Origin of the sequence: Methylocella silvestris BL2 (genome assembly GCF_000021745.1) — a bacterium.
GTDB classification, from domain to species: domain Bacteria; phylum Pseudomonadota; class Alphaproteobacteria; order Rhizobiales; family Beijerinckiaceae; genus Methylocapsa; species Methylocapsa silvestris.
Window position 1 is genome coordinate 2962733 of sequence record NC_011666.1, and the last position, 13810, is coordinate 2976542.

Sequence of the window (13810 nt, forward strand, 5' to 3'; positions counted from 1 at the left end):
TTGTCTGCGGCGCCCCGCATGCATTGGACGGAATCGATCCAAGAGGAGTAAATTGGCGCGATCTTTTCCCAAGGATCGCGCGGTATCGTCTTCCGCTGCGGCCGCAGCTCGAACCGCCTCGCGGACCAACCGGCCCTGAGGACGCAGTGACAACATGCCTGACAGGACTCCGATGGCGGAAATTCCCCCCAACAAGCACGAAAAATACGAAATTCTGATCGCAGCGGCGAAGCGGCTTCGGACGCCCAAAGTCGCCGTCGCGCATCCTTGCGATCAAACCTCGCTGGAAGGCGCGATCGACGGCGCGCGCCTTGGGCTGATCGATCCGATCCTGGTCGGGCCCGCGGCGCGCATCGCCAAAGCGGCTGCCGAAGCCGGTCTCGATATTGCGGGATTTGAGGTCGTCGACACGGAGCACAGCCATGAATCGGCCAGTCGCGCCGTGGCGCTCGTGCGGGAAGGCAAGGCCGAGGCCCTGATGAAGGGGAGCCTGCACACCGACGAACTGATGGGCGCCGTCGTCAAGACCGACGGCGGGCTGCGCACGTCCCGACGGCTAAGCCATTGCTTCGTCATGGACATTCCCGGCCACGCCGACCCCTTGATCATCACCGACGCCGCGGTCAATATCTTTCCGACACTCGCTGATAAGGTCGACATTCTGCAAAATGCGATCGATCTCGCTCATGCGCTGGGTTTCCCCGAGGCGCGCGTCGCCATTCTCTCCGCCGTCGAGACGGTAAATCCCAAGATTCCATCGACAATCGAAGCCGCCGCGCTTTGCAAGATGGCGGATCGCGGCCAGATCACCGGCGCCCTTCTCGAGGGTCCGCTGGCGCTCGACAACGCCATCAGTCCCGAGGCGGCGGCGATCAAGCATCTGTCGCCCCCAGTCGCCGGCCGCGCCAACATCCTCCTCGTGCCCGATCTCGAAGCGGGCAACATGCTGGCGAAGAGCCTCAGCTTTCTCGCCGGAGCGGATGCGGCGGGGATTGTGCTTGGCGCCCGCGTGCCAATTATCTTGACGAGCCGCGCCGATTCCGTGCTCTCGCGCCTTGCGTCCTGCGCCGTGGCCGCGCTGATCGTCGAAAGCCGCCGGGCGGACGCCAACAAGGCCGTGGTCTAGCCATGACGACCGGCAACGCCATCGTCGTCGTCAACGCCGGTTCGTCGAGCATCAAATTCTCGCTGTTCCGCGAGGAGGGAGCCGATCTCTCCGTTTTTCTCAAAGGTCAGATCGAGGGTCTCTATACGGACGGCGCGCATTTCGCCGCCCGCGACACAGGCGGGGAACTCGTCGCCGAGAAGCGCTGGGGCGGAGAGACCGTCACGCATGACGACGCCATGCGGCGTCTTCTCGATTTCGTGCATGGGCGTCTTGGCGATTATCGGGTTGACGCGGTCGGCCATCGCATCGTGCATGGCGGCGCCGAATTTTCCGAGCCGGTTCGGCTCACGACTGAGGCGCTCGCCCGGCTCGAGCGGCTGACGCCGCTTGCGCCCTTGCATCAGCCGCATAATCTCGCGCCGGTGCGGACTTTGCTCGACATTGCGCCGCACATCCCACAGGTCGGATGCTTCGACACGGGCTTCCACGCGAGCCAGCCGCCGCTTGCGCAGGCCTTCGCATTGCCGGCCGAAATCACCGAGCGCGGCGTCCGCCGCTACGGCTTTCACGGCCTCTCCTACGAATATATCGCCTCCGCGCTGCCGCACTATGATCCGAGCCTCGCGCAGGCGCGGGTGATCGTCGCCCATCTCGGCAATGGCGCGAGTCTCTGCGCGCTGCGGGCGGGGCGCAGCGTTGCCAGCACCATGGGCTTTACCGCCGTCGACGGCCTGCCGATGGGCACACGCTCGGGCGCGCTCGACCCCGGCGTCATTCTCTATCTGCTCGACGAGTTGAAGATGGGGCCGCGCGAGATCGAGCGGCTGCTCTATAAGCAATCCGGTCTGCTTGGCGTCTCGGGCGTCTCGAGCGACATGCGCAGCCTCGAAGCGAGCGATAACCCGCGCGCGCGCCTCGCCATCGACCTGTTCGTCTACAGGATCGGCCGCGAGATCGGGTCGCTCGCCGCGGCCCTCGGCGGTCTCGACGCGCTGGTCTTCACGGCGGGCATCGGCGAGCACAGCGCGTCGCTGCGCCGGTCGGTCTGCCTCGGCGCCGCATGGCTGGGGCTTGTCCTCGACGAGGCGGCGAATGAGTCCGGCGCCTCCCGGATCAGCGCGCCCGGCAGCCGCGTCTCGGCTTGGGTCGCGCCGACAGACGAAGAGCTGATGATCGCGCGCCACGCCAAAAGGCTGCTCGCCGGGGCCGACACATGACCACCGAAGAGCGACGGGATTTGACGGTTAGCCATAGCGTGCGAACATCGTTGCGGAGGCCCGGCAAGACAAAAGGATCATCCGCCACGATGATGTCGCCGCGATCGTCTTTAAGGCCCGTCACGGGTCCCACTTCCGATGACCCTGCACTTTAAGGAGCGCGTTCATGAGCGAAGAAACCAGCACGACGGCGCGCGTGGTCGATGACGAGACCTTTATGTCGGTCGCCGATCTCAAAGCCTATGTGACTCAGGTGGATGCGGCCAAGGCTTCGGAGTCCTACGCCGCGCAAGAGGCAGCTCACAAGGCAAAGCAGGAGCTTATCGACAAGCTGCTGAAGCCGATCGTGCTTACGCATGAAAAACTGGAGGCGTTGAAGCATCGCATTGAGCTCGCCGCGGAACGTGACGAGCATGAGCTCATGATCCTTCGTTTTCCTTCGGAGCTCTGCACGGACCATGGCCGCTCGATCAATCTCCCGGAGGAGGATTGGCCGGACTCGCTCGTCGGCGCGCCGCGGCAGCTTTACGTGGCGTGGAAGGAAAAATTCCAGCCGCTCGGCTACGGGCTGAAGGCGATGATCATCGAATGGCCGCATGGCTTTCCGGGCGATGTCGGCATGTTCTTGACCTGGAAATGAGGCGCCGCCGCGGGTGATCGCGCCGTCGACGATTTTCCTTGACGCGGAGCCGTTCGCAGAAGCCGCGGCGCTCCAGACTGCTGAGAGGTAACCGTCGGACGGCGGCGTGCCGCTTTCCGGCCCGATGGGGTCATCTGGTCGATGAGAAATCGGTCCAGATTCAAGAGCTGGCGCATTTTCAAGCGCGAAAACAGGCGTCGGCGCCAGAAGAGGAGCTCGCTATGGATAACACGACCAAGCCCGCGGAGATCTTCAGCGCATTTTCGCAATTCTGGTCTTCCGCCCTCCCTTCGGCCGTCTCGCCGCCGGCCGGCGGCGCAGCGGACGAATCGCGGGGCGGAAGCAAAGCCGGCGCAAGCGCATTTGGTCCCGCGGCCGAATATTGGCTCGACGCCTGGCAGCGCTCCATCCTGTTTCTCGACGTGCTGCGCCAGCGCGGCGACACCTATCTCGAGCGGACGACGGAAATCGCGCCGAATGTCCTCAGTTTCAAGGCGAGCCTCGTCATGGACGGCCGCAAATTGCCGCGCCCGGTCAATTACGTGCTGGCGCGCATCACGCCGCCCGAAGGAGTCGCCACCGATCCGGCCAAGCGCCCCTTCATTGTCTTCGATCCGCGCGCCGGCCATGGGCCGGGCATCGGCGGCATGAAGGCGCAGAGCGAAATCGGCCAGGCGCTCGCCGCGGGCCATCCCTGCTATTTCGTCGGCTTCCTGCCGAAGCCCGAGCCGGGGCAGACCATCGAGGATGTCTGCGCGGCGGAAGCGCGCTTCGTGCGCGAGGTCGCGGAGCTCCATCCGCAAGCCGAAGCCAAGCCCTGTCTCATCGGCAATTGTCAGGCCGGCTGGCAGATCGCGATGACCGCCGCCGTCGATCCCGCCCCCGTCGGGGCGCTGATCCTTGCGGGGGCGCCGCTATCCTACTGGGCCGGCGTCCATGGCAAGAATCCGCTGCGCTACCTCGGCGGGCTCCTTGGCGGCACATGGTTGACGGCGCTCTCCGGCGATCTTGGCGCGGGCATCTTCGACGGGGCTTCGCTCGTCGAGAATTTCGAGCGGATGAATCCCGCGAACACCTATTGGAAAAAGCCCTATAACGTCTATTCGAAGATCGACACGGAGGCGGGGCGCTTCCTCGACTTCGAGACCTGGTGGGGCAATCCCGTGCTGCTCAACGCGGGGGAGATGCAATGGATCGCCGATAATCTTTTCGTCGGCAACAGGCTGACCTCGGGCGAGATTCGCACCTCGGGCGGCGTCAAGGTCGATCTGCGCAACATCCGCGCGCCGATCGTCGTCTTCTGTTCATGGGGCGACGACATCACGCCGCCGCAGCAGGCGCTCGGCTGGATCACCGATCTTTACGCGACCGACGCCGAACTGGCCGAAGGCGGACAGACCATTGTCTATGCGCTGCACGAGTCGATCGGCCATCTCGGCATTTTCGTCTCCGGCAAGGTCGCCACGAAGGAGCACGACAAATTCGTCAATTGCCTCGACGCGATCGAGCTGCTGCCGCCCGGTCTCTTTCAGGCAGTCATCACCGAGGTCGACGGGACTGTCGCGAACCGCGATCTCGTCGAGGGCCGCTACCTGCTTCGTTTCGAACCCCGCACGCTCTCCGACATTCGCGCGCTCGGCGGCAATGACGCCGAAGACGACAGGCGGTTCGAGACGGTCGCGCGCGTTTCCGAGGTCAACAAGGCGTTGTATCGCAAGTTCCTGTCGCCCGCGGTGCGCGCCCTCAGCAATGAGAAGACAGCGGAATTCCTGCGAAAATCAGAGCGCAACCGGCTGCGTTTCTCGGCTTTTTCGTCGAAAAATCCCTTGATGCAGCCGATAAGCGCCCTCGCCGAGACGGTCCGCAGCCATCGCGCGCCGGTTCGCGCCGATAACCCCTTCCTTGCCGGCGAGCGCGCTTTTTCTGAGGCGATGACGGCGAGCCTCGAAGCGTTCGGCAAAGCCCGCGACACGCTGACCGAGAACATCTTCCTGTCGGTCTACGGCGCGCCCCTTGTGCAGGCGATTGTCGGGCTCGACCCGAGTGAGATCAGGCCGCGTCAGGGGATTGCGCATGATCTGGCGCATGAGGCCGCGACGGCGCGCCTGCGCGCGTCATTGGTCGAGGGACTGGGTCACGGCGATCTTCTGGACGCAGGACTGCGCGCGCTCGTCTACGTCTATCGCGGCCAAAGCGCGATCGACGAGCGGGCTTTCGCGGCGCTGATAAAACTGCGCGAGAGCCAGCAGCCGGGGGCGCGCCGCAGCATGGCGCAGCTGAAGGACGCGCTGCGGCGCCAGGCGCTGATCGTGCGCATGGACGAAGAAGGCGCCGTGGCGGCGATCCCGAAGCTTTTGCCGGCCTCTGCCTCTGACCGGACGGTCGCGGTCGACGCCATCCGCAAGATCGTTCTCGCCGAAGGCGACGTTTCCGAGGAAACAGCGCGCCGCCTTTCCCGTATCGAGGCGCTGTTCGGCCAGCCGTCCGAGGCCCTCGCCGTGACCGCCGCGCCGGCGCCGCGCCTCGCGGCCCAATGAAAGCTCGACGCTGGCTGCGATCATGCGTGAGAGGCTTCTTCGATGATGACTGTTCCCTTGGTCCTGCGCGACAAGAAAGCCCTTGTCGTGGGCGTCGCCAACAGCGATTCCATCGCCTATGGCTGCGCAAAAGCCTTTCACGCGGCCGGGGCGGAAATTGCGTTAACCTACGTCAACGAGAAGACGCGCGGCTTCGTCGCGCCGCTTGCCGAAGAGCTTGAGGCGGACATCTTCAGGCTCCTCGACGTCGGGGCTGCAGGTCAGCTCGAAGCGACGTTCGACGAGATCAAGCAACGCTGGGGCCGGCTCGACATTCTCGTTCACTCCATCGCTTTCGCGCCGAAGGAAGACTTGCAGGGCGGTCTTTTGAACTGCTCGGCGGAAGGGTTCGGGAAGGCGATGGACGTCTCCTGCCATTCGTTCATCCGCATGGCGAAACTGGCGGCGCCGCTGATGAGCGAGGGCGGAACGATGTTCGCGATGACTTATCTTGGCGCCAATTGCGTCGTTCCGAACTACAATGTGATGGGACCCGTAAAGGCCGCGCTCGAGGCGTCGTGCCGCTACCTCGCCTATGAGCTTGGCCCGATTGGAATTCGCGTGCATGCGATCTCGCCGGGACCGCTCAAGACTCGCGCGTCGGGTGGGCTGAAAGACTTCGATACGCTGCTGAATGAAGCGGCCCACAGAGCGCCGGTTGGCGAACTCGTCGATATTATGGATGTCGGCTACGCCTGCACCTATCTCGCGACGCCCTTCGCCCGTCGCATCACCGGCGGCACTGTTTATGTCGATGGCGGCGCGCACATCGTCGTTTAGAGAGCGGGATGTGAGAAATCTGCGATTTTTGCGCCACGCTCCCTGTTGGCGTCAGCTTGGCGCAATCCCAAATCATCGTGATCTGAGCATTTTCCGCGGGCGACCCCGCCAGATCGCTGAAATGCCGCGCTCAAACGCCCATTGGCCATCGTCATGTCGCCTGCCCGGGCGCCCTTGGCGCGCCAGCGCCTTGTTCCAGCGAACCGCCGCTTTGACGCGCAGGGTGGACGAAAGACGCAAAATCTGCCCAATAGGCCCTCTGTAACGTAAACGCTATCCGTCGCGACGATGGGGGACCGATGGACGTCAAGACGACAGATTTGCCCGGCGTCCTGGTTTTGAAACCGCGCCGGTTCGCTGACCAGCGCGGCTATTTCGTTGAAACCTACAATCGGCGGACATTCGCCAAGGCAGGCGTCGACGCGCAATTCGTCCAGGATAACCAGTCCTTTTCAGCCAAGGCCGGAACGATCCGCGGCCTGCATTTCCAGCTGCCGCCGGCGGCTCAGGCCAAGCTTGTCAGAGCGGTGCGCGGCGCGATCTTCGATGTGGCGGTCGATCTGCGCGCCGGCTCGCCGACATTCGGCCGCTGGATCGGAGAGACGCTGACCGCTGGCGGCGGAGAACAATTGCTGATTCCGCGCGGCTTCGCTCATGCCTTCTGCACCCTCGAGGACGATGTGGAAGTCGCCTATAAGGTCGATGATTTCTATGCCCCGACATGCGACAGCGGATTGATCTGGAACGATCCCGATCTCAAGATCGAATGGCCTGTCGAGGCCAGCGCCGCCGTCCTTTCGGACAAGGACGCCAAGCTCGGACGTTTCGCGGATTTCGTTTCTCCATTTCGTTTCGAGGCGGGCGCGCCATGAAAGACGCGGCGCCGAAACGGATCCTCGTAACGGGAGGCGCCGGCTTCATCGGCTCCGCCGTGGTGCGTGAGATCATCGGCGAGACGCCTCACAGCGTTCTCGTCGTCGACAAGCTGACCTACGCTGGCAACCTCGATTCGCTCAAGCCTGTCGCCGCCGATCCGCGCTATGACTTCATCCGCGCCGATATCGTCGACGCGCCGCGGATGCAGTCGGTTTTTGCGCAGTTCCAGCCGGATATCGTTATGCATCTGGCGGCGGAAAGCCACGTCGACCGCTCGATCGACGGTCCCGGCGAATTCATCCAGACGAATGTCGTTGGAACCTTCACCCTGCTGCAGGCCACCCTTGGCTATTGGCGCGGCCTGCCCGCCGCGCGGCAGACCTCGTTCCGTTTCCACCACATCTCGACCGACGAAGTGTTTGGCTCGCTCGGGCCGGAGGGTTTTTTCATCGAGACGACGGCCTATTGCCCGAATTCGCCCTATTCGGCGTCAAAAGCGGCGTCCGACCATCTCGTCAACGCCTGGCGGCACACATATGGATTGCCGACGGTGCTCAGCAATTGTTCGAATAATTACGGCCCCTACCATTTCCCCGAAAAGCTGATCCCTTTGACGATCATTAACGCGCTCGAAGGCAAGCCTTTGCCGGTCTATGGCGCGGGCGCCAATATTCGTGACTGGCTCTATGTCGAGGACCACGCGCGCGCGCTGTTAACCGTCGCGACGCAGGGCGCGGTCGGCGGCTCCTATTGCATCGGCGGCCACAATGAAAAAACCAATCTCGACGTGGTCCACGCCATCTGCGCTCTTGTCGACGAGCTTGCGCCGGATCGCGCCATCGGGCCGCGCGCCGGGCTTGTGAGCTTTGTCTCGGACCGGCCCGGCCATGATCTGCGCTATGCGATCGATCCCAGCAAAATCGCGGTCGATCTCGGCTGGAGGCCGCGCGAGACATTCGAGTCGGGGCTGCGGCAAACGGTTCAATGGTATCTTGAACATCGCGACTGGTGGGAGCGCATAAGGACTGGCGTCTACCGCGGCGAACGGCTTGGCGTCGCATGATCCTGATTTTTGGCGCTGGCGGACAGGTCGGACAGGAACTTCAGCGGGCGGCATTCGGCAAGGGCGTCGCCTGCAGGGCGCTGTCGCACGCTGAGGTCGATATCGCCGACGCCGCTGACGTCGCGCGCGCCTTCGACGAAACGCGTCCGACGCTTGTGGTCAACGCCGCCGCCTACACCAAGGTCGATCTGGCCGAAACGGAAGTCGACGCGGCGCAGCGCGCCAATGAGATCGGACCGGGCGTCGTAGGCAAGGCCTGCGCGGCGCGCGAAACGCCGTTGATTCATATCTCGACCGACTACGTCTTCGACGGGACCAAAACAGGCCCCTATGTTGAAAGCGATCCCCTTGCTCCGCTCGGCGTCTACGGCCGCACAAAGGCGGCCGGCGAGGCCGCCGCGCGCGACGCCGCGCCGCGGCACGTTATCTTGCGCACCTCCTGGGTCTATGGCGAGTTCGGCAATAATTTTTTGAAAACCATGCTGCGACTCGCAAGAGACCGCGACGAGCTGCGCGTCGTCGCCGATCAGCATGGCTGCCCGACCTCAACGCGCGACATCGCCGCCGCGATTCTGCGCATCGCGCCACGGCTCGAAACGAGCTCCGATTTATATGGCCTTTATCATTTTGCCGGCGTTGGCGCGACGAATTGGCATGGCTTCGCCAGCCGCATCGTCGAGGCGCAGGCCAACATCACCGGCCGGCGGCCGACGGTTGCGGCGATCACGACAGCCGACTATCCGACGCCGGCGCGGCGGCCGGCCAATTCCGTTCTCGATTGCAGCCTGTTCGAGAAAAGCTTCGGCTTTAGCGCTCACAACTGGGGCGAGGAAACCGATGCGGTGGCGAAAGCGCTCGCAAGCAAGGGTTGAATTTGTCTATCTAGCGGGGCGCCGACTTTTTCGGCGCAGACGTCCGGCATTTCATAAGCCAGAATTCATAAGCCCGCAGCGGCGAGAGGCGATCGATCATGCGTAAAGGGATAATTCTCGCCGGAGGGTCCGGGACGCGACTGCATCCGCTGACGCTGGTGACGTCCAAGCAACTCCTGCCCGTCTATGACAAGCCGATGATCTATTATCCGCTGTCGACCTTGATGCTGGCCGGAATCCGGGAAATCCTGATTATTTCGACGCCGCAGGATCAGCCTGCCTTCCGGCATCTTCTCGGCGATGGAAGCCAATGGGGCATTAAGCTCGATTATGCGGTTCAGCCGTCTCCGGACGGACTTGCGCAGGCTTTTCTCATCGGCGCCGAGTTTCTGGACGGCAAGCCTGCGTGCCTTATCCTTGGCGACAATCTTCTTTACGGCCACGGCCTGTCGGAAACGCTGCGGCGCGCCGCTGCCTCAGCCGGCTGCGCCACCGTTTTTGGCTATTCGGTCGACGAGCCCGAGCGCTACGGCGTCATCGAATTCAATGAAGCGGGCGACGTTCTGTCGATCGAAGAGAAGCCGCAAAGGCCGAAATCCAGCTGGGCGGCGATCGGCGTCTATTTCTACGACGCCGACGTCGTCCAACTGGCGCGCAGCCTTAAGCCGTCGGCGCGTGGCGAGCTCGAAATCACCGATCTCAACAACCTTTATATTCGGCAGAAACGATTGAAGCTTGAAAGACTGGGACGGGGCTTTGCCTGGTTCGACGCTGGCACGCATGATTCCCTGATGGAGGCGGCCGAGTTCGTCCGCGTCCTGCAAAAACGGCAGGGCCAGCTGATCTCCGCGCCGGAAGAGGTCGCCTATCTCAACGCCTGGATATCGAAGGACGCTTTCGCTCAGCTCGCGCTTAAGCTCGGCAAAACCAAATATGGGCAGCGCCTGCTCGACCATTTCAAAGTCTGACGCCGACGCTGCTATTTGACGAAGGAATAGGCTGCAAGGCCAGTCGTCGTCGGCCCGGAGATCAGGCCAACGACTTCCATGACTTTCTGCGCGTCGGTGATTGGCGCATTGGAGACGTAGAGCAGATCGCGGTTCTGGATGCGGAAGCCCTGGGCGACGAACAGGCTCGCGGCGTCGCGCAGGTTCAGCCGGTACACGACCGGCGTCAACTGATGCGGCGCGGCGATGGTCGTGTTCGGGTTGAGCGCGCGAACGACGCTTTCAGGCTCGAAACGGAAGACGAAGACGCCGGCGGGATCCGAGCGAAAATCCAGCAGTCCCCCCGCCTTGGCCAGCGCCTGCGAGAGGCTGATGCCTTCGGCGTCGAAGGGGATCTCGGCGTTGCGGCCCGTCGCGCCATAGGCGATGAAGGTTTGCGGATCCCGGATCAACGTCAATACGTCGTTGGGGCGCATGAAGATGTTTTCTCGTGGATCGGCAGAGACGCGCGTCATCGCGACGCGAACCGTCTCGCGTCCGCGCGAGAGCTGAACATAGGTTTCGTTCACTGGAGCGCGAATTCCGCCCGCCGTTGCGATGACGTCCATGACGCGATCGCCCCTGACGCTCAGGGGCACGCGCGCGCCATTGGCCACTTCTCCCGTGACGGTGACGCTATTGCTGACCGACCTCGGCATATTGATCAAAACCTGCGGCTCGATCGCCTTGCCCGCCAGCGCGCGTTCGACAATGATCTGCACCTCCTGCGTCGTGCGCCCCGCCACCCTGACGCGTCCCGCGTAAGGCACGCTGATCGAACCATCGCGGCCGACGATCTGATCGGGAATCGTCGAACTCTTCGAGCCGGTGCTGAAGCGGTCGCTGACCAGCGGCGCGGAGAATAGTCCGCCGGCGCCGGCCTCCCAAATGGTCACGGAAACCGTGTCCCCAACGCCGATTTTCGGCTCGACCGAGGGTCTGTAATCGCCAAAATGGGCCAGAAAACTGTCCGCTTCGCGATGGCGCAATATGTCGAGGACGGAGGAATTGATGTCGATGACTTCGTAGCGCTGGAAGCCGGGATAGGAAGATTGAGCCACGACGTCGTCGTTGCTCGGCCCCGATCCGGGCAGAATCGTCGCGCAGCCGGTCAGAGCGACCGCGATCGCGCCGGAAAGCAGAATGCGCGCGACGTTTGCAAAGTCATTCCGCATTCACGATCCACCCATAACAGCCGAGGATTATCATTGCCGGCGGTTCGAAACCACTGAGAAACCCCATCCCTATGGCCTTAGCGGGAAAGTGTAGCGAATAGGTCACAACAAACCCTTGCCCAAAATATGTCCTCGTTTTCGCGCCCCATCCCAAAATGGAACGGTCCAGCCTATTCGACAGACAGGTCGGCGCGCTTCATAAGGGCGCTGAAACGGATTGATCAAATGCGCTGCGACCATGCCGCTCAAAATCAAAAATCTTAGGGCTCTGCCGTACCTTGCCGAGCTGATTGCGTGCAGCCGGATTTTCGACGAGGACTGGTACAGGAAGGAATATCCCGCCTTTGAGATGGGCGAACTCGGTCCCATCATGCATTATCTGGTTGAAGGCGTTTTCGAGGGCGCGCGGCCGCATCTTCTGTTCGACCCCGACTGGTATCGGACGGTCGCGTCTTGCAAAGCTGCCAATCCGCTGATCGATTACATCAAATCTGGCGCGGCCGCGGGATTTGATCCGTCGCCCTATTTTTCATCCGCCTATTATCGCAAAAGCGCCGGCGCCCTTCGCGGACTGACGCCGCTTGGCCATTTCATTGCTTATGGCCTGCCCTGCAACGCCACTCCGACGCCGCTGTTCGACCGCGACTGGTATCTTGCCCATAATCCGGACGTCATGCGGGCGGGTTTCGATCCCTTCCTGCATTTCGTCGCCTCCGGCGCGCGCGACGGACGTTCCCCCGGCCCGCTGTTTGACGCGCCCTGGTACCGCATGAAAAATCCCGGCGTGCGCGACGCGGGCGTCGAGCCTTTGCGTCATTATCTTTCTCGCGGCGCCGCCGAAGGGCGTAGGCCCCACGATGGTTTCGACCCCGTATTCTATGTGGCGCAAGCGCCGCATGCGTCCGTTACGCTGGAGCAGGCTTTGGCCGACTATGCGGAGCAAGGGCGCGCGAACTGGCGCAGCGCAGACGCCGCGCTGCCGCCGCCTGGCTCGCCTGTCGCTGTCTTTGACGATTTTCCCTGGCGCCGCAGCGCTACGTCAGAACATCCTCATGCGCCTTTTTCGGTTCTGATCATTGACGTCGCCGGGCCGCCGCCCGCCACGGCCGATCTTTGCGCGGCGCTCAAACAGGCGCCGCAAGTCGATCTTTACGTTGTCGCCAACACGCCTGACGCCGCAATGCAAGAAGGCGTCGCCATGCTCGATCTGTCGCAGCCGAATCTTGCGGCGTTTGAGTCCGGCGTCGTCCTCGACCGGCTCCTGCGCGCGCTTAAATTTCGCGATTCCGGCGCCCTTGTCATCGAAGCGAATTATGCAGCCGCATCGCTCTCGTCTCTCTGCGCGGAGCTCGCGCTTGCGCATCATCAGGTCGACGCCGCCGCGCCGCTGACCACAGCCGGTTGGGCCGAGCTTCTTCGCCGCAAAATCGGCTATCGCGAAACGCCGCGGCCGACGATTTCCACAATCATTCCGAATTACAATCACGGGCGCTATCTCGACGAGCGCATCGGCTCGATCCTCGCCCAGACCCTGCCGCCCGACGAAATCATTTTCCTCGACGACGCGTCGGACGACGAGAGCCTCGCAATCGCACAACTGTGGCAGGCGAAATCTCGCGTTCCCTTCACCATCATCGCGGCCGAGGCCAACAGCGGCTCGCCTTTCAAACAATGGGCCAAAGGCGTATTGGAGGCCCGTTGCGACCTTGTCTCGATCGCCGAGAGCGATGACAGCTCTGCCCCCCGCTTTCTCGAGCGTATGGTTGCGTCTTTTCGAAATCCAAATGTCGTGCTGGCCTACAGCGACTCCGAAACGATTGGAACGGAAGGCGAAACGCTCGCCTCAAGCTGCCGCTTCTACACGGACACGCTGGACGAGACGAAATGGCGGTCGGGATATGTGGAAGACGGCGCGCGCGAGATCGCGACAACCCTCGCCGTCAAGAACACTATTCCAAATGTCAGCGCGGTTCTCTTTCAGCGCGCGGCGCTCTGCGGCGTCCTCGAAACGATCCAGGGCTTTCGCTATTGCGGCGATTGGGCCGCCTATGTCGCATGCTTGCGGCAAGGCGCAATCGCCTTTTGCCCGGAAGCCCTGAACCGGCGCCGGCAAGACCCGGGGAGCGTGACGCAGGATGGCGAGCGCGCGACGCTGGCCGTGCAGGAGGCGCTCGCCATCAAGCGGTCGATCCTGCAAGATATCGCATGCGCGGACCCGATATTTTGGCTCAGCCTCGCGCAAACGATATTCGAGTATGAGGGGCGATCGGCGGCGCTGCTTCCTGGACGCCCCGCGTTCACGGCCAATAAGGACCTGACCCGATCGCTTGATGATATGTCAGATATCATCGCAAAGCGACGGTCCTTCTATGCTGAACAGAAGCAAGAGGTTGCGCATTTTCTGCGTAATCTGGCCGATTGCGACGTAACGCTGGATAGGGCCGGGCGGCAAGCTCTCGTTGCTCGCGTCATCGTCGAGTTGCGGACGCTGGCGAAAGACTTCGGATAGGTCGCTTG

At 62.9% G+C, this 13810-nt stretch carries 11 protein-coding genes; 10 read left to right on the forward strand and 1 reads right to left on the reverse strand.

Translation table 11 applies throughout. The features are described 5' to 3' along the window. Positions 1-154: 154 nt before the first annotated feature. The 9 genes from MSIL_RS13770 to rfbA all read left to right on the forward strand — a co-directional run bounded on the left by MSIL_RS13770 (position 155) and on the right by rfbA (position 10100). Entirely contained in the window at positions 155-1126 is a 972-nt protein-coding gene (locus MSIL_RS13770; RefSeq protein ID WP_210160567.1) for a phosphate acetyltransferase, read from the forward strand. Between the two features lie 2 nt (positions 1127-1128). After that, complete coding sequence (locus MSIL_RS13775; RefSeq protein WP_012591697.1) at positions 1129-2325, forward strand: acetate/propionate family kinase; 1197 nt, start codon at positions 1129-1131, stop codon at positions 2323-2325. A 166-nt stretch (positions 2326-2491) separates the two neighbouring features. Next, on the forward strand, positions 2492-2965 hold the full coding sequence (locus tag MSIL_RS13780; protein ID WP_012591698.1) for a hypothetical protein: 474 nt from the start codon (positions 2492-2494) through the stop codon (positions 2963-2965). Between the two features lie 221 nt (positions 2966-3186). Beyond that, positions 3187-5502, forward strand: coding sequence for a DUF3141 domain-containing protein (locus tag MSIL_RS13785; protein WP_012591699.1), 2316 nt, complete (start codon positions 3187-3189; stop codon positions 5500-5502). Between the two features lie 42 nt (positions 5503-5544). Then, positions 5545-6321, forward strand: coding sequence for an enoyl-ACP reductase FabI (gene fabI / locus MSIL_RS13790; protein ID WP_012591700.1), 777 nt, complete (start codon positions 5545-5547; stop codon positions 6319-6321). A 299-nt stretch (positions 6322-6620) separates the two neighbouring features. Beyond that, positions 6621-7193, forward strand: a complete 573-nt coding sequence (gene rfbC, locus MSIL_RS13795) for a dTDP-4-dehydrorhamnose 3,5-epimerase (RefSeq protein WP_012591701.1) — start codon at positions 6621-6623, stop codon at positions 7191-7193. Beyond that, positions 7190-8260, forward strand: a complete 1071-nt coding sequence (gene rfbB / locus MSIL_RS13800) for a dTDP-glucose 4,6-dehydratase (RefSeq protein ID WP_012591702.1) — start codon at positions 7190-7192, stop codon at positions 8258-8260. The genes rfbC and rfbB overlap by 4 nt, the downstream gene beginning before the upstream one ends. Next, positions 8257-9132: a dTDP-4-dehydrorhamnose reductase gene (gene rfbD, locus MSIL_RS13805; protein WP_012591703.1), complete on the forward strand. Its 876-nt coding sequence runs from the start codon at positions 8257-8259 to the stop codon at positions 9130-9132. Before rfbB ends, rfbD begins: the two co-directional genes overlap by 4 nt. A 98-nt stretch (positions 9133-9230) precedes the next feature. Beyond that, entirely contained in the window at positions 9231-10100 is an 870-nt protein-coding gene (gene rfbA, locus MSIL_RS13810; RefSeq protein ID WP_012591704.1) for a glucose-1-phosphate thymidylyltransferase RfbA, read from the forward strand. An 11-nt stretch (positions 10101-10111) separates the two neighbouring features. Here the strand turns inward: rfbA and MSIL_RS13815 are convergent, their stop codons facing one another. Continuing rightward, positions 10112-11293: a polysaccharide biosynthesis/export family protein gene (locus tag MSIL_RS13815; RefSeq protein WP_012591705.1), complete on the reverse strand. Its 1182-nt coding sequence runs from the start codon at positions 11291-11293 to the stop codon at positions 10112-10114. Between the two features lie 238 nt (positions 11294-11531). Between MSIL_RS13815 and MSIL_RS20265 the strand changes: the two genes are divergently transcribed. Then, a complete protein-coding gene (locus tag MSIL_RS20265) occupies positions 11532-13802 on the forward strand; it encodes a glycosyltransferase family 2 protein (RefSeq protein ID WP_012591706.1) in 2271 nt (756 codons plus the stop codon). Positions 13803-13810: the final 8 nt, after the last annotated feature.